This is a genomic window from Pseudomonas sp. GT1P32, assembly GCF_054897805.1.
In genome coordinates this window covers 1,617,745-1,636,241 of record NZ_CM142704.1, presented here as the reverse complement: position 1 = coordinate 1,636,241, position 18,497 = coordinate 1,617,745, and the positions used below count along the sequence as shown (strand labels likewise).

Sequence of the window (18,497 nt, the reverse complement as noted above, 5' to 3'; positions counted from 1 at the left end):
GAAGTGAGCTGATTGAATGGCGAAGGATTCAGGCGAACGGCGGGGCGCGGGGGTTGGCCGAGGGCCAGGTGAAGCGGGCAGGGAGGTCAGCGTTGGCGACGACCGCCAAGGGTGGACTGTGTGTTTGCGGGAGGATCGCCAGGGTCAGGCTGGAATTGAGCGCCGGGCCCATGCCGCCGGTGGAGCACAACGGGCAGCCGAAGGCTTTCGACAGTGTCGGCAGTTGCTCTTCGGACGTGTTTGAGGACGCAGGTGCCTGAGTGCGCGGGTCAACCGTACAGAACTGGCCACCGAGGCCGTTGAGTTGCGCCCCGACCATTTGCCCGTGACCGATGCTGCAGGCGAACACATTGAACAGGACGCAGCAATAAAGCATCCATGCAATGAGTGAGCGATCGGTCCGGGCGAGTTTCATGGGGTGGCACTTTACCACCGTTGATCAGCCGCGCACTTCTAAAAATGCCGACTAGGATGATTCTGTTAATTCACTATCAAGGATCCTCGACATGACGTTTGTGTTGGCTCAATGGCTGGTGACGATCTTCGCGGTGATCAGCCTGATACATGTCTACTGGGCGCTGGGTGGCCAGTGGGCTTTCGTGGCTGCGGTGCCACAAGTGCCGGGGGAGGACGGCGCGCAATCGCGACCCGCATTCAAGCCTTCGAGGTGGCTGACGTTATTGGTGGCTTTCGGATTGCTGCTGATTGCAGCGCTGGTGTGTTTGCGCGTTGGCTGGTGGGTGCCGGCGGTGAACCATCAATCGCTGCAATGGGTGATCAGCGCCATCGCGATGCTGATGTTTGCCCGGGCGATTGGCGATTCGAACCTGGTGGGGTTTTTCAAGCAGGTCAAGGGATCGGAATTTGCCCGGCTGGATACGTGGGTGTATTCGCCGTTGTGTGTGGTGTTGGGGGCAGGGTTGTTGGTCGTTGCGTGGATTTGAAAAGCATCGCCAGCAAGCCGGCTCCTACAGGTGAACACAAACCCCTTGTAGGAGCCGGCTTGCTGGCGATGAGGCCCGAATAATCAACACAAACTCGGGGACTAACTCCCACTCTCAGTCCGCCGACTACTCACCTCCGCCGGAACATCATCCCCCGCCATGCGCTTGCGGAACAACGCCGCCCGCGCCAGCAGCAACGTGGTCACCGGCACCGTAATCGCCAACAGGATCGGGATCAGCCAGGCATGCAGCACCGGCCCGGACTTGAGCGCCGAAAAGTAGATGATCGACCCCAGCGCCACGCACCACGCACCCAATGTCGAGGCCAGTGCCGGCGGGTGCATGCGCTGGAAGTAATCCTTCATCCGCACCAGCCCGATCGCCCCGATCAGCGCAAAAACACTGCTGAGTACCAGCAGGATCGCCACCGGGATTTCCACCCACAGAGACAGTTCAGCGTTCATTCGATCACCTCGCCACGCAGCAGGAATTTCGCCAGCGCAAACGAGCCGACGAAGCCGAACAGCGCGATCAGCAGCGCCGCTTCGAAGTAGGTGTCACTGGCATAACGAATACCCAGTGTCAGCATCATCAGCATCGCGATAATGTATAGGTAATCCAGCGCCAGAACCCGGTCCTGCGCCGACGGGCCTTTGAACAGGCGGATCAGGGTCAGGACCATCGCCAGCGAAAAAATGAACAGGCTCAGCAGAACCGCATTCGACAGCAACGGGCTCATTCGAAAATCTCCATCAACGGGCGTTCGTAGGTCACCTTGAAATGCTCGATGAACAGCGCTTCGTCATCCAGATCGAAGACGTGCAGCAACAAAATGCTGCGGTCCAGCGCCAGTTCGGACCAGACCGTACCGGGCACCACCGTGCAGATCATCGCCAGTGCTGCCAGGCCGTTGGCGTCGCGCAAATCCAGCGGAACCTTGATGAACTGCGAGCGCGGCGGGCGCCGACCGGCGTTCAAAACACCCCAGGCCACAGCAAGGTTGGAGACCAGCACGTCGCGACCGACGATGAAGAACAAACGCAGAATCACGCCGGGACGCCGAATGCGGATCGGCAGGGGGCGCAACTTGCGCATCATCAACGGCGCGCAAAATCCGAGCACTGCGCCCAGCAGCAGGTTGCCGGGGCTTATCGACAGGTTCAGCACCAGCCACAACAACCACAGCGCCAGCGACAACCAAGGTGCAGGAAACAGACGCCTCATGGTTGCACCTCCGCGACGGCCGCTTTGGCTTCCGGACTCGGAACTGCCCGGGTGCCAAGCACCGCCATCACGTATTGCTGCGGATTGTTCAAGGTCTGTGCGGCGGCCTGGGTGTAACGCAGCAGCGGCTCGGCCTTGAAGGTCAGCAGAATGCTCAGGCCCAACAGCGCGATGATCGGCACGCATTCGAGCCGTCGCAGCATGGGTGATGGCCGTTCTTCAGGCGTCCAGAAACGCTGGATGCCCAGACGCGAGAAGGCAATCAACGACGCCAGCCCGGAGAGAATCAGCAACGCCAACAAACCCCACGCGGCGTTCGACACCGGTTCATCCGCGCCATTGCCCAGGCCCAGGGGGTTGAGCAGAGCGTGCAGTAAACCGAGCTTGCCGATAAAACCGGACAGCGGCGGCATGCCGATGATCAGCAACGCGCAGGCAATGAAGCTCAAGCCGAGAAACGCCATGGTCCAGGGAATCACCTGGCCGACCACGGCTTTCTGTTCATCGTCGAGGTTGATGCCTTTGGGTGGTTGCAGGGATTCCACCGGGCGCGCAATCAGGTCGGCGTCATCGAACAGCGGCATTTCGTTGGCCGAACGCGAACGTTCGATCAACTCGGCCAGCAAGAACAACGCGCTCAACGCCAGGGTCGAGCTGACGAGATAGAACAGCGCCGCGCCGATCAGGTTCGGCTGGGCGAAACCGATGGCCGACAGCAGAATCCCCGCCGACACCAGAATGCTCAGGCTGGCCATGCGCTCCAGACGTTGCGCGGCGAGGATCGCCACAGCGGCGCAGACGATGGTCGCCATGCCGCCGTAGATCAACCAGTCGCCGCCAAAATACGCCGACGCGCCGGCCTGACCGGAGAACAGCAAGGTCCACAAGCGCAGCAAGGTGTAGACGCCGACCTTGGTCATGATCGCGAACATCGCCGCCACCGGCGCGCTGGCCGAGGAATAGGCCGGCACCAGCCAGAAATTCAGCGGCCACATCCCGGCCTTGGCCAGGAACGCCACGGCGAGAATCGCCGCGCCGGCATGCAGCAAGCCGCGATCGGCTTCCGGCACCAGCGGGATTTTCAGCGCCAGGTCGGCCATGTTCAACGTGCCGGTGACGCCGTAGATCAGCGCCGCGCCGATCAGGAACAGCGACGAGGCCAGCAGATTGATCGAGATGTAATGCAACCCCGACGACACCCGCGCCCGGCCCGAACCGTGGAGCATCAGGCCGTAAGATGCCGCCAGCAGCACCTCGAAAAACACGAACAGGTTGAACAGGTCCGCCGTCAGGAAGGCGCCATACAGGCCCATCATCTGAATCTGGAACAGTGCATGGAAACTCGAACCGGCGCCGTCCCATCTGGCCATCGCGAACAGCAGGGCGCTGACGCCGATGATCCCGGTCAACACCAGCATCAGCGCGGACAGGCGATCGACCACCAGCACGATCCCGAACGGTACTTGCCAGTTGCCCGGCAGGTAGACGCCGATGGAGCCAGGCACGTCAGTGGTTTGCGTCCATTGCAGCAACAGCACGGCGATGCCCAGCCCCAAGAGGCTGGAGAGCAGGTTGATTTTGGCCTTCAACGGGCGGTGTTTCTCGCCCAGCATCAGCATGATGGCGGCGGTCAGCAGCGGCAACAGAATCGGTGCGGCGATCAGGTGCGTCATCGCATTCATTCTTTAGGCTCCCGGCCATCCACATGGTCGGTGCCGGTCAAGCCACGCGAAGCCAGCAGCACGACGAGAAACAGCGCGGTCATGGCGAAGCTGATCACGATGGCGGTCAGCACCAGCGCTTGTGGCAGCGGGTCGGTGTAATGCAACAGATCTTGCGGCACGCCGTCCTTAATGTTCGGCTCCTTGCCGATGAACAGACTGCCCATGCTGAAGATGAACAGATTGACGCCGTACGACAGCAAACACAGGCCCATGACCACCTGGAACGTCCGTGGCCGCAGCACCAGCCAGACGCCGGACGCGGCCAGTACGCCGATGGCGATTGCGATGACTTCTTCCATCAGACGGCCTCCTTCATGGCGACGGGTTTGGTCTGGGCAGCGGTCTTGTGACCCCGGACCGATTGGTGGGCGAGGGCGGTGAGGATCAACAGCGTCGAGCCGACCACCACCGAGTACACGCCGATGTCGAAGAACAGTGCGCTGGCGATGTGAATGGCGCCCAGCAGCGGCAGTTCGAAATGCCAGGTGTGGGTGGTCAGGAACGGATAACCGACCGCCATCGCCCCGAGCCCGGTGACCGTGGCGAACAGCAAACCGGTGCCCATCCAGCGCAGTGGGCGCAGGCTCATTTGCGCCTCGACCCACTGCGTGCCGGCGACCATGTATTGCAGGATGAACGCCACCGACATCACCAGCCCCGCGACAAACCCGCCGCCCGGCTGGTTGTGGCCGCGCATGAACAGGTAGATCGAAACCACGAACGCAATCGGCAACAGCATGCGCACCAGCACCGCCGGCACCATCATGAAGCCGAGTGCGGTGTCGCTGGCGTGACGCGGGTTGACCAGATCGGTGACCACGTCGGGCGCGAGCAAGCGCTGTTGCGCCGGCAGTTGCAGGCTTTCTTTCGGCGGGCGGAAGCGTCGCAACAGTGCGAACACGGTCAGTGCCACGGCCACCAGCACGGTGATTTCGCCGAGGGTATCGAAGCCGCGGAAATCCACCAGCATCACGTTGACCACGTTACTGCCACCGCCTTCCGGCAGGGCGCGGCTGAGGTAGAACGAGGAAATATCGTTAGGCGTCTGGCGCGTCAGCATCGCGTACGACAGCACCGCCATGCCGCCGCCGACCGCGATCGACAGCAACAAGTCGCGCAGGCGACGAATGCGCGCTTTGCGCAAGCTGCTCGGTAGCGGGGAAACCTCTTCGATCCGTCGTGGCAACCAGCGCAGGCCCAGCAGGATCAGCACCGTGGTCACCACTTCAACCACCAGTTGCGTCAGCGCCAGGTCCGGGGCCGAGAACCAGACAAACGTGATGCAGGTCATCAAGCCGCAAACACTGACCATGGTCAGGGCCGCGAGCCGGTGATACTTGGCTTGCCACGCCGCGCCGAGGGCACAGGCAATCGCCAGGAGCCACAAGGTGACGAACACGATCGAGCCCGGAATCTTCGGCCGGTCACCCCAGCTCAGGCTGCTGTGCAGCATCGGGATCAACCCGGCCAGCACGGCGGCGAGCACCATCAGGAACAATTGGGTTTGCAGGCGTCTGGTGCTGATCCGCCGCTCCAGGCGACGGGCCAGGCGCATCATGATCACCAGGCTGCGCTCGAACAGGCGCTTGCCGTTGAACAGGCCAATCACCGGCGGGTATTTGAAACGTCCGTGCTTGAACTGGTTGCGCAGCAGCAGGTAGAGCACGATGCCGCCGGACATGGCGATCAGGCTCATGATCATCGGCGCGTTCCAGCCGTGCCAGATTGCCAGGCTGTATTCCGGCAGCGTGCCGCCGACGACGGGCAGGGCAGCGGCAGCCAGTAATGAGCCGACCACTTGCGCCGGGAAAATCCCCACGATCAGGCAAGTGAACACCAGCAATTCCACCGGCGCACGCATCCAGCGTGGCGGTTCGTGCGGGGTGTGCGGCAGGTCGGTGGCGGTCGGGCCGAAGAACACGTCAACCGTGAAACGCAGCGAATAGGCAACACTGAACGTACCGGCGATGGTCGCGACGATGGGCAGGGTCATCTCGATCCAGGCGGTCGCGTTGATGAACACGGTTTCGGCGAAGAACATCTCTTTCGACAGGAAACCGTTGAGCAACGGCACGCCAGCCATCGAGGCACTGGCGACCATGGCCAACGTCGCGGTGAACGGAATCAGTTTGATCAGGCCGCTGAGCTTGCGAATGTCTCGGGTGCCGCTTTCGTGGTCGATGATCCCGGCTGCCATGAACAGCGACGCCTTGAAGGTGGCGTGGTTGAGGATGTGGAACACCGCAGCCACGGCGGCCAGCGGACTGTTCAGGCCCAGTAGCAGGGTGATCAGGCCGAGGTGGCTGATGGTCGAGTAGGCGAGCAGGCCTTTGAGGTCGTTCTGGAACATCGCGCAGTACGCGCCGAGTAACAGGGTGCAGGCACCGGCGCCGCTGACGATGTAGAACCATTCCTCACTGCCGGACAACGATGGCCACAGCCGCGCCAGCAGAAACACCCCGGCCTTGACCATGGTCGCCGAGTGCAGATACGCCGAAACCGGTGTCGGCGCCGCCATCGCGTGGGGCAGCCAGAAGTGGAAGGGGAATTGCGCGCTTTTACTCAGGGCGCCGATCAGGATCAGGGGTAGCAGAACAGGGTAGAGGGCATGTGCGCGAATCAGATCGCCGGCGGCCAGGACCTTATCCAGGTCATAGCTGCCGACCACATGGCCAAGCAGCATGACCCCCGCCAGCAGGCACAAACCGCCCGCGCCAGTGACCATCAGCGCCATGTAAGCGCCGCGTCGCGCATCGGCGCGATGGTGCCAATAGCCGATCAACAGGAATGAAAAGAGACTGGTCAGCTCCCAGAAAAACACGATCTGGATCAGGTTGCCGGAAATCACCAGGCCGAGCATGGCGCCCATGAACGCCAGGAAAAACGCGAAGAACCGCGGCACCGGATCATCCGGCGACATGTAATAGCGGGCATACAACGACACCAGCGTGCCGATGCCCAGCACCAGCATCGAGAACAGCCAGGCAAACCCGTCCATGCGCAGAACGAAGTTCAGGCCGAGGCTGGGTAGCCAGAAAAACTCTTCGCGAATGACGCCACCATGGGCGATCTGCGGGTACAGGAGTGCGACCTGGACGGTGCCTATGAGGGCAACGACGCCAGCCAACAAAGATTCAGTGTTACGCGCGTTGTGCGGCAGCACGGCTGCCAGACAGCTGCCGACAAAGGGCAGAAGCAGTAGAACTATCAGGGACATAGGCTTCTAATCTGCGGAAGTTTGTGAAGCATCATACGTGCCAGTCCCCGGATCACCAAACGGCAAGCTGTGGCAGAATCCTACAAGGTAGACGGAAAATGCCTGATTCACATTGTTTCAGAGGGCTGTGTTCAACGGGTATGGCCCCTTCGCGAGCAGGCTCGCTCCCACAGGTTAAGGGGATGTGTCGAGGTCTCTGTAGGAGCCGGCTTGCCGGCGATGGCGTCCTAATGGCTGGCGTGTTTCTTTGATGGTGTACATATCCATTGCTGCGGTAACGGCCGCTAATGGTTTCGCTCTTACAGCGAGTCACTTGGAGAAGCGCCAAGTAACCAAGCGCTCTTGCCCCTTTCGTTCGGTGCCTCGCTGTGGCTCGGCATGCCCTCGCTCCGGTCCTGCTCCGTGGGCCCGCCGCCATCGGCCATCCATGGCCGGGGGCGGCTAACCCGGCATCCATGCCGGGTTGCCCACTGCGCAGAACCTCCACTCGGCCTCTCGAGGGGGCGCTCAGATCAAAAGCGAAAGGCGAGCTAACGCTCGGCCTGATGAGTGGTGAAAATCAAAAGCGTACGCAGATCTCCTGTAGGAGCCGGCTTGCTGGCGATGGCGGTAGGTCAGTCGAGAAATCAGTTGACTGACCCACCGCCATCGCCAGCAAGCCGGCTCCTACAGTAGGGATGTGTACATGGCAACCAGCAGCACCGGAATATCGCAATCATTGTTGGTCATCGGTATGTGCGGGTTCATGCGTCACCTTCCGCTTGAACCGCGTGAATACCGTCAATAGAGGCCTGTACCAGTGAGTGCGCGGTGCCGATCATATGTTTGCTAGCCCAACGCAGGGTAGCGATGTGCCCCGGTAGCGTTGCGTTGGGGGTACGGCATAGAGGTGAAGGTCGACGTGGTCGCAAGGGGCGAAGACGATTTATCAGGCGCTTCAAATCTTGAGGTTTACCCCTGAGTTTCCTGCTCCAACTCTTCCTCGACCGCAGCAGCCTTACCCTTGGTCTTCAACTCACTCACAATCACCGCCGCCACAATCAACCCCGCGCCCACCAACGCAATCGCCGGCAACCGCTCGCCGGCGATCCTTCCGACGATCCCGGCCCATACGGGCTCACCCGCGTAAATCAACGTCGCCCGCGTCGGCGAAACACTTTTCTGCGCCCAGTTCATCGCCACTTGAATGGCCGCGCTCGCCGCGCCGAGGCCCAGCGCGCTGCACAGCAGGAGCCATGAGAAGTCGGGAATCATTTCTTGGGTCGGCACCACCAGCAAGAACGACAACACCGAAGTGGTCGCCAATTGCACCACCGTCACCCGGCGTACATCGACCTGGCCGGCGTAGGTGCTGATCAGAATGATTTCCGCGGCAATCGCGATGGCGCTGATCAGCGTGGCGATTTCACCCGGACTGAAATTGAACGATGCACCCGCTGGCCCCGACAGCAACATCAACCCGGTAAACGCCAGCATGATCCCGATGCTCGGCATCAACCCCGGACGCCGCCCCAGCACCAGCCATTGCAGCAACGGCACGAAGGGTACGTACAGCGCGGTAATAAAGGCCGACTGACTGCTTGGAATGCTCTGCAGCCCGACGGTCTGCAAGCCGTAGCCGAGCATGATCGCCACGCCGATAAAGGCGCCGGCCTTGAGTTCGAACAGGCTCATTTCCCGCAGATGACGCCAGGAGAACAGAGCGACGATGGACGCGGCGGCGGCAAAGCGCAGACCGACGAAGAACATCGGGCCGCTGACCGTCATCGCATGCTGCACCAGCAAGAAGGTCCCGCCCCAGACCATGGTGATCAGCACCAGCACGCACTCGGCCTTGCTGAACTTGCGGGAAGAAGCCGGGGAGGAGTTCAACGACGTCATGACCTTGCACGCTACCTGAGGGCGACGCACAATGCGCCGAATGTTGCGCAGTATACTGCCCAACCCCACCAAGTGAGCAATATAGTGCACAAAGATTCAACGCAGCGGGCTTCGGTCCTTCAGCACGTCAGCCTGAACGTCCGGCGCCTGCGCCACGCCGCCGACATGAGCCAGACCGCGCTCGCGGAAAAGTCCGGGGTCAGCCGCCGGATGCTAGTGGCCATCGAGGCCGGCGAGAAGAACGTTAGCTTGACCACCCTCGACCGCGTGGCCGAAGCGCTGGACGTAGCCTTCAGCGATCTGATCCAGGCACCGGACGCCCGCGACCCGAGCCGCATCAACGAAGTGGCCTGGGCCGGAGTGATTCCGGGCAGCAAAGCCGTGTTGTTGTCCAAAGCCACTGCCACCCGCGAAGTGGAACAGTGGGAATGGTGCCTGCAACCGGGGGAGATTTATCCGTCGCAACCGGATGCAGAGGGTTGGAGCGAACAGATCTACGTGTTCGAAGGTTGCCTGACGCTGATGGTGCGCGACACGCCGCATAACATCGGCGCGGGGGAGTTTTTCATGTTCGCCAGCAACCAGCCTCATTCCTATCGCAACGATGGGGACGTGGCGACGCGATTTGTGCGAAATGTAGTGATCTGATGGCGGATACCGTTTATCTGAAATGATGCGCTACCTGTTACTTATGACAGTAGGCGTGCGGGGTGATTGTTCTTTAAATATCGTTCAGTACGTTGTACTCGTGACTTGGCCTGACTGCCGGGTAGGGTTTGCCCGACCGTCCACTGAACGGAATTGGATAAATGGCTTTATTACCAGCGCTCCAAATGAAAGAGGCTGTAGGTGGGGTGATTAAACTTACAGATGTTCCCGTGGATGGCGCTACGGCCCTCATTCCTAAACCCGACAATAATTTTCCCCGTGACGATGTCAGCGTGTTTGTTGAGCGTCAGGAGTATCTGCTGAAGCTCGGCGAGTCGGCCGATGGCTATTATCGAGTGAAAGTACCAAAAAGTACTTTGCTTGATCATATAGGGCCGAACAAACAGTTCAAATACATCATCTGGTATGCCGGGGCCGGAGACCTCTCTGATTCAATAAATTACGATATCTTGCGTTCTTGATTGAGTGGAATAACAACGCGCTCGACCTCTACGAAAGGGTCGAGCGTTTTGCTGGCAGAAGTGTTTGTCGAGCAACAGTAAATCCACAGATTGTCTCGCTTCATTTAGTTAAGTAATTTAAGTTTTGTCAGTAACATACTGATTAATAAAGATTAAAAATATTGGCACGACTTCTGTAGAGGTGATTGGGTATTCACCTGACGCTGGAGTCGCGTAATGACAATCTCAGCCCAACCCACTCGCACCGTCCACGTCATCCAATCGGATGCCGAGGCAATCGCCGTCGCTCACAAACTCGCTGCACGCTTCGCCGTCGAGGCCAGCGTGCGTGATCGCGAGCGACGTTTGCCGGTCGCCGAGCTCGACGAGTTTTCCGCCAGCGGCCTCTGGGGCATCACCGTTCCCAAGGCATACGGTGGCGCCGGCGTTTCCTACGTGACCGTCGCCGAAGTGATCAAGATCATTTCCGCCGCCGACTCTTCCCTTGGCCAGATCCCGCAAAACCACCTCGGCGTGCTCGACATCCTGCTGCAAACCGCCACCGAAGAGCAGAAGCGTTACTACTTCGGCAAAGTCCTGCAGGGTTACCGCTTCGGCAACGCTTTCTCCGAGTCCAAAAGCAAAAACGCCGGGGCCTTCGAAACCCGCATTCGTTTCGACAAAGACACCGCGCAGATCGACGGCGAGAAGTTCTACTGCACCGGCGCGCTGTTCGCGCACATCGTCCCGGCGGTGGCGGTCAACGAGCAGAACCAGGCGTTCATCGCGCTCATTGAACGCGACAATCCCGGCCTGACCGTGATCGATAGCTGGGACGGTTTTGGCCAGCGCACCACTGCCAGCGGCGGCGTTACTTTGAATGCGGTGAAGGTGCCGTTGAATGCGGTGATCCCGGCTCACAAAGCGTTCGATGAACCCACCGCCGACGGCCCGATTTCACAGATCATTCAAGCCGCAGTGGACACCGGCATCGCCGTCGGCGCGCTGGAAGAAACCAAGCGCTACGCCCGCGAATCCCGGCCATGGATCGACAGCGGACAGGATCACGGTTGGCAGGACCCGTTCAGCATCGCCGCGATTGGTGATCTCGAATGGCGAGTCCACGGCACCGAAGCGATCCTCAAGAAAGCCGGGCAAGCCATCGACGCGGCGTTGCTCAATCCCAATGAAGACACGGTGGCCCACGCCTCGGTGGTGGTCGCCCAGGCCAAAGTTCTCTCGGCCGAAATCGCGCTGCTCGCCAGCAGCAAACTCTTCGAACTGGCGGGCACTCGCTCGGTGCTCGGCAAATACAACCTCGACCGCCACTGGCGCAACGCCCGCACTCATACGCTGCACGACCCGGCACGCTGGAAATACCACCTGATCGGCAACTACCTGCTCAACGGCGTCAAGCCTGCGCGCCACGCCTGGAACTGAGGAGTCCACCATGAATGCCTTGACCCAACCGATCAATGCCGGGCAACCCCTGGCCAAAAGTCAGCACGACTTGCACAACGCGCGCAGTTTGCTTGATGCGACCCTGCGCTTCGTTCGTCAGCAGAGCAAAACCACGGACGATCCGTTTGTCATCAGCCGTTTCGGCGATGTGCACATCCGCATCGAAGTTGCCGCCGCGCTGCTCGAACGTGCGGAAGAGTCTTTGAATCGCCATGAAGACGCCACTGAGGTCAGCATCGCCATTGCCGAGTCTCACCTTGCCAGTGCAGAGGCGCTGAGCACGGTCAGCGATGCTGAATTCGAACTGACTGGGCAACGCACTGTGTTGCCTGGATCGCTGCAAGATCCGTTGCGCTGGAAGCTTCACCTTATTGGTAATTTCCGCCTGAACGGCATTCACCCAGTCACGCTTGCGTAAACAGCATTTGCTGGTCGTTAGTAACTCGATTGTTATTCCTGTACCCGATCTAATGCCTGTCGCAATGACAGGCATTAGATCGGGATTTGTACTTTGCCCACCTTTGCCATTCGTCGAATTTCCTGTCTGACCTGTTACTTTTGACAGTAGATATCTGCTTCAAAAGAATCTTATATAAGCCCTGTGCATTGGCGCACTACAGAGATTGGTTTGCGGCGGAGTCATATGAATTTAATCTGAATGGGCTAAAGGAGCTGCATATGTCTACTAAAAAACCTAGTTTTGCGTTGGAGATTCAACCAGTAAATGGAAATTATAAAGAAGGGTTTAAAGCAGTAGCCAAAATTGGCGCCGGTGACTTTACAGAGCTAGTGCTCCGATACAGGCTCGATGGAGATCAATTTAACTTCAAGGCGTTTGATTCAGACGGGGCGTCGACTACCTGTACTGCTTCGGCGAAGGAAGTGAAACTCCTCGATGGGAAAAAGCCGAAATTTTACGCCGTTGCATCTTTCGCTGCGGGGGGTAAAGAAGAGTCTAATGAAGTGGAGGTTGATCTTAGCTAAATGTATAGAAGATAGAAGCAAGTGCTTCTTTCTTTAGGTTTTTAAAGATTGTGAGCACTTGGTGTTCAAGTGTTGCTCCACAAACAGTGCTTTGACAGTTTGCGCATGTTGCGCTGACTGATTCCCTGTATCGCTTTGTTTTGTCCGCGAAAACTCTACTGTTTAGTATTTGGCCTGACTTGTGCATTAGGACTCTATATCCATCCGGAGTCCAATAACATCATGAACGCCAATACCATCCGAGATTCCTTTCTCTTCAAGTTCTACACGATTTCAGGAGTGCATCCCCATGCCTCGTGAAATCCGCCTCAACGCTTTCGACATGAACTGCGTCGGTCACCAGTCGCCCGGCTTATGGGCGCACCCACGGGACCGCTCGTGGCAGTACAAAGACCTCGAATACTGGACCGACCTGGCGAAAATCCTCGAGCGCGGCAAGTTCGACGGGTTGTTCATCGCCGACGTGCTGGGTATCTACGATGTCTATAACGGCAACGGTGAGGCGGCGATCCGTCAGGCGGCGCAGGTGCCGGTAAACGATCCGCTGCAACTGATTCCGCCGATGGCGCTGGTCACCGAGCATCTGGGTTTTGGCCTGACTGCATCGCTGTCGTTTGAACACCCGTATCCGTTCGCCCGACGCCTGTCGACCCTCGATCACCTGACCAAGGGCCGCGCGGGCTGGAACATTGTCACCTCGTACCTGGAGAGTGGCGCAAAGAACCTTGGCCAGAAAAACCAGACCGAACACGACGCCCGCTACGATTTCGCCGAAGAGTACCTGGAGGTTTGCTACAAACTCTGGGAAGGCAGTTGGGAAGAGGGCGCGATCCTGCGGGATCGCGAGCGTCGGATTTTCAGTGACCCGAGCAAAATCCACGAGATCCGGCACGTCGGCAAACACTTCCAGGTGCCGGGCATTCACCTCTGCGAACCGTCACCGCAACGCACACCCGTGCTGTACCAGGCCGGTGCATCGAGTCGTGGCAAACAGTTCGCCGCTGAACATGCCGAATGCGTGTTTGTGGCGGCGCCGTCGAAAGTGCTGCTGAAAAAGACCGTGGCCGACATCCGTCGTCGCGCCGCCGAGGCCGGGCGCGATCCGTCGAAGATTCTGATCTTCAACCTGCAAACGGTGATCCTCGGCGAGACCGACGCCAAGGCCAAAGCCAAGTTCGAGGAATACAAAACCTGGGTCAGCTACGAAGGTGCGATGGCATTGATTTCGGGCTGGACCGGGATCGATTTCAGTCAGTTCAAGCCAGATGAGCCGCTCAAGCATGTGCACACCAACGCCATCCAGTCGGCGGTGGAAGCGTTCTCCACGGCCGATCCGAACAAGGTCTGGACGCCGAATGAACTGGCCGACTGGGTCGGGATTGGCGGGTTTGGTCCGCTGTTTGTCGGCAGTCCCGAGACGGTTGCCGATCTTTTGCAGGAGTGGGTTGAAGAGACCGATGTGGACGGCTTCAACCTGGCCTATGCGCTGACGCACGAAACCTTTATCGACGCCGTGGAACTGCTGGTGCCGGAGTTGCAGAAGCGTGGCGTCTACAAGACCGAGTACGCACCGGGGACCTTGCGCGAGAAGTTGTTCGGGGAGGGCGCGCGGTTGCCGGAGATTCATCCGGGCGCGGGGTATCGGGATTTGGCGGGGGTGCGGCAGCAGGAGAAGAAAGTGGTGTCGGCGTAGACGCCATCGCCGGCAAGCCGGCTCCTACAGGATTCGTGTTGCCGGTGATTTCCGTGGACGACACAAAACCCTGTAGGAGCGAGGCTTGCCCGCGAAGAGGCCGGTACATCCAGCATTGATGTCGGCTGTCACACCGCCATCGCCAGCAAGCCGGCTCCTACAGGGTTTTGTGTCGTGCACAAATATCGCTGGCGACACGAAACCTGTGGGAGCGGGCTTGCCCGCGAAGAGGCCGGTACATCCAGCATTGATGTCGGCTGTCACACCGCCAACGCCAGCAAGCCGGCTCCTACAGGGTTTTGTGTCGTGCACAAATATCGCTGGCGACACGAAACCTGTGGGAGCGGGCTTGCCCGCGAAGAGGCCGGTACATCCAGCATTGATGTCGGCTGTCACACCGCCATCGCCAGCAAGCCGGCTCCTACAGGGTTTTGTGTCGTGCACAAATATCGCTGGCGACATGAAACCTGTGGGAGCGAGGCTTGCCCGCGAAGGGGCCGGTACATCCAGCATTGATGTCGGCTGTCACACCGCCATCGCCAGCAAGCCGGCTCCTACAGGGGATGGTGGTGTTTTAGAGATTTTGGCCCAGCGGACCACCGCACGCTTTTGCCCATGAACAGGAGGTCAACCCATGAGCGTGCATGAACTCAAACGTCCGCCCTTTGCGGACACCGCCGAGTGGCGGGTCGAGCTGCCCACGGCGCTGGAGCAATTGCGCCACTGGGCGCAGGTCAGTCCGTTGCAGCCGGCGCTGCGGCACAAGCGCCATGGCCAGTGGTTTGTCTGGCGCTGGATCGATGCCCTGCGCGATGTCGAGCGCTTGGCCGACGGCTTGCGCCAACAAGGTTTTACCGAAGATTCGCGCCTGGCCCTCAGCGGTGCGTTCGAACCGAATCTGTTGCTGCTGGCCCTGGCCGCACAACACATCGGCGGGCAGTTGCTGACGCTGCCGGACAACCTCGACCCCGAATCCCTGCACAAAATTCTCTGGCGCAGCGGGCCCACGCACGCCTTCGTTCAAGGCCGGCAGACCCGGCAACTGTGGCTCAATCAGGGCCAAACGCTGCTCAACTTCAACGACCTGCTTGGCCCGGTGGACACTCCGCAGCGCCTCAACCGTTGGCGCCAGAACGCGCAACTCTGGAGCGAAGAGGGCACGCAATGGCAGGCCGGCCTGACGGTGTTGCTTGAGCAATGGCTGAGCAGCGGCCAATCCCTGGCTTTCCCGGAAAGCCCCGGCAGTGCCAGTCGCGACCGTCGTGAAGTCGCGCCTTCGGGGCTGCTGCTGTCGGCCGAACGCCTGCAACTGCTGGCCGAGGAAATCGACAGTCGCCTCGCCGCGCAAGGCACCTGGCGTCGACGTCTTTGCGAGTGGGCCATCGCTCACCCGGAAAAAGGCCTGCAACGGCTGATCAAGAACCGCGTTCGGCGACTGCTCGGTTTTCACAACCTGCATTACATCTGGCAGGCCACACGCACGCCTGAGGTGAAAGCCGCGCCAACCTGGCTCACTGAATTCAAACGGGGCATCGCATGACTTCGACCGATTCCATCCTGCAAGTCAGCGGCATTTCCCTGTCCTTCAAAGGCGTGAAAGCGATCAACGAGTTGTCCTTCGACGTGCGTCGGGGCGAGATCTGCGCGCTGATCGGCCCCAACGGCGCGGGCAAGAGTTCGCTGCTCAACGTGCTGAACGGCGTGTACCGCTTCGATGCCGGTTCGATTGTCTTCGAGCAACAGCCGTTCAAACGCATCGACCCGTTGACCGCTGCGCGCCGAGGCATTGGCCGCACGTTCCAGAACAACGCGTTGTTCAAGAAAATGAGCGTGATCGACAACATCCTCACCGGTCTGTCGCGGCACTTGCGCAGCAGCTTCATCGAACAGGCACTCAACCTGCCGCGAGCACGCCGCGAAGCCGAAGCCTTCCGCCAACAGGCCCAGGGCATTCTCGAATTCCTTGAGCTGCAAGCGCATCGCGATGTGCCGGTGGGCAATCTGTCCTATGGCCTGCAAAAACGCGTAGAACTCGGCCGCGCCTTGATCGCCGGCCCGCGCCTGTTGCTGCTGGATGAGCCGATGGCCGGGATGAACGCTGAAGAGAAACAGGAAATGGCCCGTTTCATCGCCGACATCAACCGCGACCTCGGCACCACGGTGGTGTTGATCGAGCACGATATGAGCGTGGTCATGGGCCTGTCCGACCACGTCGTGGTCCTCGATTACGGGCGCAAGGTCGGTGACGGTACGCCGGCCGAAGTGCAGGCCGATCCCGAAGTGATCGCGGCGTATCTGGGAGTGGTGCACTGATGACGTTCTTCTTCGAAACCCTGCTCGGCGGCTTGCTCGCCGGGACCATGTATTCGCTGGTCGCCATCGGCTTCGTGCTGATCTACAAGGCCAGCGGCGTGTTCAATTTTGCCCAGGGCGCGATGCTGTTGTTCGCCGCGCTGACCTTCGTCAGCCTGCACGATCAGGGCGTGCCGTTTGCCCTGGCGCTGTTGCTGACCGTGGTGGTGATGATCATCGGCGCGTTGCTGATCGAACGGCTGGTGCTGCGGCCACTGGTCAATCGCTCGCAGATCACCTTGTTCATGGCCACGCTCGGGCTGTCCTTCATCATCGAAGGCCTGGCACAAGGCTTGATGGGCTCGCAAGTGCGGGCGCTGGACTTAGGGATAGACGACGTGCCGGTGTTCATCGGCGGAATGATGGTCAGCCAGTTCGACCTGATCGCGGCGGCGGCGGCCATTGTGCTGGTGACGGTGTTGGCGTTGTTGTTCAACAAGACCCGCATCGGCGTGTCGTTGCGGGCGGTGGCGGATGACACCACCGCCGCGTTGTCGATTGGCATCAACCTCAACCGGATCTGGCAGATCGTCTGGGCCGTCGCGGGCATTGTCGGATTAGTCGCGGGTTTGCTCTGGGGCGCACGCCAAGGTGTGCAGTTTTCCTTGTCGCTGGTGGTGCTCAAGGCTCTGCCAGTCTTGATCATCGGCGGCTTCACTTCGATTGGCGGGGCGATTGTCGGCGGGCTGATTGTCGGCGCGGCGGAGAACCTCGCCGAGGTCTACGTCGGTCCGCTGATCGGCGGCGGCATCACCCCGTGGTTCGCCTATGTCCTGGCTTTGGCCTTCCTGTACATCCGTCCCGCCGGCCTGTTTGGCGAGCGCGACATCGAGCGAGTCTGAACCCATGACCAGTTCCCTTACCCGCGAAACCGCGCCGTCGGTGTTGATCCAGCGTCGTATCCCGTTTGGACTGCTTGGCCTGTTATTGATCGCCTTCGTGGTCGTGCCGCTGACCGGCAATGACTATTGGCTGAACGCGATTCTGATCCCGTTTCTGGTGCTGTCCCTGGCCGGGCTCGGCCTGAATCTGCTCACCGGTTACACCGGCCAGACCTCGGTCGGCGCCGCCGGATTCATGGCGGTCGGGGCGTTTGCCACGTATGGGTTTTTGCTGCGTTTGCCGGAGCTGGGCTTGCCCGTCGCGTTGCTCGGCGGCGGGCTGATCAGCGCGGTGGTGGGATTTGTTTTCGGCCTGCCGAGTTCGCGGATCAAAGGCTTTTACCTGATGGTCACCACGCTGGCGGCGCAGTTTTTCCTGGAGTGGCTGTTCGTCAAATTCCCCTGGTTCTACAACTACGGATCGTCCGGGACCATTTCTGCACCGAAACTGGCGCTGTTCGGCCACGACCTGAACACGCCGCTCGGTCGTTATCTGCTGACCCTGACCACCGTATTGTTGCTGACCTGGGTGGCGGTGAACCTGGTGAAAAGCCAGATCGGCCGCAACTGGATGGCGATCCGCGACATGGACACCGCCGCAGCGGTAATCGGCATTCCGGTGGTGCGCTACAAACACCTGGCGTTCGCCGTCAGCTCGTTCTACCTCGGCATCGCTGGCGCGCTGTGGGCCTTCGCCTATCTGGGCACCGCCAGCGCCAGTAGCTTCGATATCAATCGATCGTTCCAGATCCTGTTCATCATCATTATCGGCGGCATGGGCAGCATCGCCGGCAACTTCGTCGGCGCGGCGTTCATCAGCTTGTTGCCGATCCTGCTCAGCCACGCCGGGCAAGCCTTGTTCGGTGGTTCGGTGGACGCCGGGCAGTTGCAGAACCTGCAAAAAATCATCTTCGGCGTGCTGATCATCCTGTTCCTGATCAAGGAGCCGGAAGGCCTGATCCGCCTGCTGGGCAACCTTCGTGAACGGCTGAGTCACTGGCCGCTGCGCTTCTGAATCCTTCCTACT

19 protein-coding genes are annotated in these 18,497 nt (G+C 60.1%); 11 read left to right on the top strand and 8 right to left on the bottom strand.

All coding sequences use genetic code 11. From position 1 onward, the window contains the following. Window positions 1-28: 28 nt before the first annotated feature. Window positions 29-415 (bottom strand): DUF2946 domain-containing protein, encoded by a 387-nt coding sequence (locus ACYZUC_RS07370; RefSeq protein ID WP_008029173.1) that lies wholly within the window; start codon window positions 413-415, stop codon window positions 29-31. A gap of 91 nt (window positions 416-506) precedes the next feature. On the opposite strand from ACYZUC_RS07370, the gene ACYZUC_RS07365 reads away from it, so the two are divergent. Beyond that, window positions 507-944 carry a DUF3995 domain-containing protein gene (locus ACYZUC_RS07365; RefSeq protein WP_461994696.1) on the top strand — a complete coding sequence of 146 codons (438 nt, stop codon included), beginning with the start codon at window positions 507-509 and terminating at the stop codon, window positions 942-944. 101 nt (window positions 945-1,045) lie between these two features. On the opposite strand, the gene ACYZUC_RS07360 is transcribed toward ACYZUC_RS07365, so the two are convergent. The 7 genes from ACYZUC_RS07360 to ACYZUC_RS07330 form a co-directional block, all read right to left on the bottom strand. Beyond that, window positions 1,046-1,408 carry a Na+/H+ antiporter subunit G gene (locus ACYZUC_RS07360; protein WP_008029177.1) on the bottom strand — a complete coding sequence of 121 codons (363 nt, stop codon included), beginning with the start codon at window positions 1,406-1,408 and terminating at the stop codon, window positions 1,046-1,048. After that, on the bottom strand, window positions 1,405-1,683 hold the full coding sequence (locus ACYZUC_RS07355) for a K+/H+ antiporter subunit F (protein WP_008029179.1): 279 nt from the start codon (window positions 1,681-1,683) through the stop codon (window positions 1,405-1,407). The genes ACYZUC_RS07360 and ACYZUC_RS07355 overlap by 4 nt, the downstream gene beginning before the upstream one ends. Then, the gene (locus tag ACYZUC_RS07350; RefSeq protein WP_461994693.1) at window positions 1,680-2,168 is read right to left on the bottom strand and encodes a Na+/H+ antiporter subunit E; all 489 of its coding nucleotides are present in this window, start codon (window positions 2,166-2,168) and stop codon (window positions 1,680-1,682) included. The genes ACYZUC_RS07355 and ACYZUC_RS07350 overlap by 4 nt, the downstream gene beginning before the upstream one ends. Then, a complete protein-coding gene (locus ACYZUC_RS07345; protein WP_461994691.1) occupies window positions 2,165-3,850 on the bottom strand; it encodes a monovalent cation/H+ antiporter subunit D in 1,686 nt (561 codons plus the stop codon). The genes ACYZUC_RS07350 and ACYZUC_RS07345 overlap by 4 nt, the downstream gene beginning before the upstream one ends. Then, on the bottom strand, window positions 3,847-4,191 hold the full coding sequence (locus ACYZUC_RS07340) for a Na+/H+ antiporter subunit C (protein ID WP_008029186.1): 345 nt from the start codon (window positions 4,189-4,191) through the stop codon (window positions 3,847-3,849). The genes ACYZUC_RS07345 and ACYZUC_RS07340 overlap by 4 nt, the downstream gene beginning before the upstream one ends. Beyond that, window positions 4,191-7,109: a monovalent cation/H+ antiporter subunit A gene (locus tag ACYZUC_RS07335; RefSeq protein ID WP_461994690.1), complete on the bottom strand. Its 2,919-nt coding sequence runs from the start codon at window positions 7,107-7,109 to the stop codon at window positions 4,191-4,193. Before ACYZUC_RS07335 ends, ACYZUC_RS07340 begins: the two co-directional genes overlap by 1 nt. A 951-nt stretch (window positions 7,110-8,060) precedes the next feature. Then, window positions 8,061-9,080 carry a DMT family transporter gene (locus ACYZUC_RS07330; protein WP_461994688.1) on the bottom strand — a complete coding sequence of 340 codons (1,020 nt, stop codon included), beginning with the start codon at window positions 9,078-9,080 and terminating at the stop codon, window positions 8,061-8,063. On the opposite strand from ACYZUC_RS07330, the gene ACYZUC_RS07325 reads away from it, so the two are divergent. The 10 genes from ACYZUC_RS07325 (at window position 9,075) to ACYZUC_RS07280 (ending at window position 18,485) form a co-directional block, all read left to right on the top strand. Further along, a complete protein-coding gene (locus tag ACYZUC_RS07325) occupies window positions 9,075-9,638 on the top strand; it encodes a helix-turn-helix domain-containing protein (protein WP_008043180.1) in 564 nt (187 codons plus the stop codon). The two genes, ACYZUC_RS07330 and ACYZUC_RS07325, sit on opposite strands and share 6 nt — an antisense overlap. 161 nt (window positions 9,639-9,799) lie before the next feature. After that, complete coding sequence (locus ACYZUC_RS07320; RefSeq protein ID WP_461994687.1) at window positions 9,800-10,120, top strand: hypothetical protein; 321 nt, start codon at window positions 9,800-9,802, stop codon at window positions 10,118-10,120. A gap of 216 nt (window positions 10,121-10,336) precedes the next feature. Beyond that, on the top strand, window positions 10,337-11,539 hold the full coding sequence (locus ACYZUC_RS07315) for an SfnB family sulfur acquisition oxidoreductase (RefSeq protein ID WP_461994685.1): 1,203 nt from the start codon (window positions 10,337-10,339) through the stop codon (window positions 11,537-11,539). Window positions 11,540-11,549: 10 nt separating this feature from the next. After that, complete coding sequence (locus ACYZUC_RS07310) at window positions 11,550-11,978, top strand: acyl-CoA dehydrogenase (RefSeq protein ID WP_461994683.1); 429 nt, start codon at window positions 11,550-11,552, stop codon at window positions 11,976-11,978. A gap of 260 nt (window positions 11,979-12,238) precedes the next feature. After that, window positions 12,239-12,544 (top strand): hypothetical protein, encoded by a 306-nt coding sequence (locus ACYZUC_RS07305; protein WP_461994682.1) that lies wholly within the window; start codon window positions 12,239-12,241, stop codon window positions 12,542-12,544. Window positions 12,545-12,833: 289 nt separating this feature from the next. Next, entirely contained in the window at window positions 12,834-14,237 is a 1,404-nt protein-coding gene (locus ACYZUC_RS07300; protein WP_461994680.1) for an LLM class flavin-dependent oxidoreductase, read from the top strand. A gap of 634 nt (window positions 14,238-14,871) precedes the next feature. Then, window positions 14,872-15,777 carry an AMP-binding protein gene (locus ACYZUC_RS07295; RefSeq protein ID WP_461994678.1) on the top strand — a complete coding sequence of 302 codons (906 nt, stop codon included), beginning with the start codon at window positions 14,872-14,874 and terminating at the stop codon, window positions 15,775-15,777. Next, window positions 15,774-16,550 (top strand): ABC transporter ATP-binding protein, encoded by a 777-nt coding sequence (locus ACYZUC_RS07290; protein ID WP_192417544.1) that lies wholly within the window; start codon window positions 15,774-15,776, stop codon window positions 16,548-16,550. The genes ACYZUC_RS07295 and ACYZUC_RS07290 overlap by 4 nt, the downstream gene beginning before the upstream one ends. Continuing rightward, window positions 16,550-17,431, top strand: a complete 882-nt coding sequence (locus ACYZUC_RS07285; RefSeq protein ID WP_461994676.1) for a branched-chain amino acid ABC transporter permease — start codon at window positions 16,550-16,552, stop codon at window positions 17,429-17,431. Before ACYZUC_RS07290 ends, ACYZUC_RS07285 begins: the two co-directional genes overlap by 1 nt. A gap of 4 nt (window positions 17,432-17,435) precedes the next feature. After that, window positions 17,436-18,485: a branched-chain amino acid ABC transporter permease gene (locus ACYZUC_RS07280; protein ID WP_461994674.1), complete on the top strand. Its 1,050-nt coding sequence runs from the start codon at window positions 17,436-17,438 to the stop codon at window positions 18,483-18,485. Window positions 18,486-18,497: the final 12 nt, after the last annotated feature.

Coding starts and splice junctions, on each gene's coding strand:
- ACYZUC_RS07360 (WP_008029177.1), bottom strand. CDS start 1,408: ATGAACGCTGAACTGTCTCTGTGGGTGGAAATCCCGGTGGCGATCCTG.
- ACYZUC_RS07295 (WP_461994678.1), top strand. CDS start 14,872: ATGAGCGTGCATGAACTCAAACGTCCGCCCTTTGCGGACACCGCCGAG.
- ACYZUC_RS07370 (WP_008029173.1), bottom strand. CDS start 415: ATGAAACTCGCCCGGACCGATCGCTCACTCATTGCATGGATGCTTTAT.
- ACYZUC_RS07355 (WP_008029179.1), bottom strand. CDS start 1,683: ATGAGCCCGTTGCTGTCGAATGCGGTTCTGCTGAGCCTGTTCATTTTT.
- ACYZUC_RS07300 (WP_461994680.1), top strand. CDS start 12,834: ATGCCTCGTGAAATCCGCCTCAACGCTTTCGACATGAACTGCGTCGGT.
- ACYZUC_RS07285 (WP_461994676.1), top strand. CDS start 16,550: ATGACGTTCTTCTTCGAAACCCTGCTCGGCGGCTTGCTCGCCGGGACC.
- ACYZUC_RS07320 (WP_461994687.1), top strand. CDS start 9,800: ATGGCTTTATTACCAGCGCTCCAAATGAAAGAGGCTGTAGGTGGGGTG.
- ACYZUC_RS07350 (WP_461994693.1), bottom strand. CDS start 2,168: ATGAGGCGTCTGTTTCCTGCACCTTGGTTGTCGCTGGCGCTGTGGTTG.
- ACYZUC_RS07340 (WP_008029186.1), bottom strand. CDS start 4,191: ATGGAAGAAGTCATCGCAATCGCCATCGGCGTACTGGCCGCGTCCGGC.
- ACYZUC_RS07290 (WP_192417544.1), top strand. CDS start 15,774: ATGACTTCGACCGATTCCATCCTGCAAGTCAGCGGCATTTCCCTGTCC.
- ACYZUC_RS07365 (WP_461994696.1), top strand. CDS start 507: ATGACGTTTGTGTTGGCTCAATGGCTGGTGACGATCTTCGCGGTGATC.
- ACYZUC_RS07280 (WP_461994674.1), top strand. CDS start 17,436: ATGACCAGTTCCCTTACCCGCGAAACCGCGCCGTCGGTGTTGATCCAG.
- ACYZUC_RS07305 (WP_461994682.1), top strand. CDS start 12,239: ATGTCTACTAAAAAACCTAGTTTTGCGTTGGAGATTCAACCAGTAAAT.
- ACYZUC_RS07345 (WP_461994691.1), bottom strand. CDS start 3,850: ATGAATGCGATGACGCACCTGATCGCCGCACCGATTCTGTTGCCGCTG.
- ACYZUC_RS07335 (WP_461994690.1), bottom strand. CDS start 7,109: ATGTCCCTGATAGTTCTACTGCTTCTGCCCTTTGTCGGCAGCTGTCTG.
- ACYZUC_RS07315 (WP_461994685.1), top strand. CDS start 10,337: ATGACAATCTCAGCCCAACCCACTCGCACCGTCCACGTCATCCAATCG.
- ACYZUC_RS07310 (WP_461994683.1), top strand. CDS start 11,550: ATGAATGCCTTGACCCAACCGATCAATGCCGGGCAACCCCTGGCCAAA.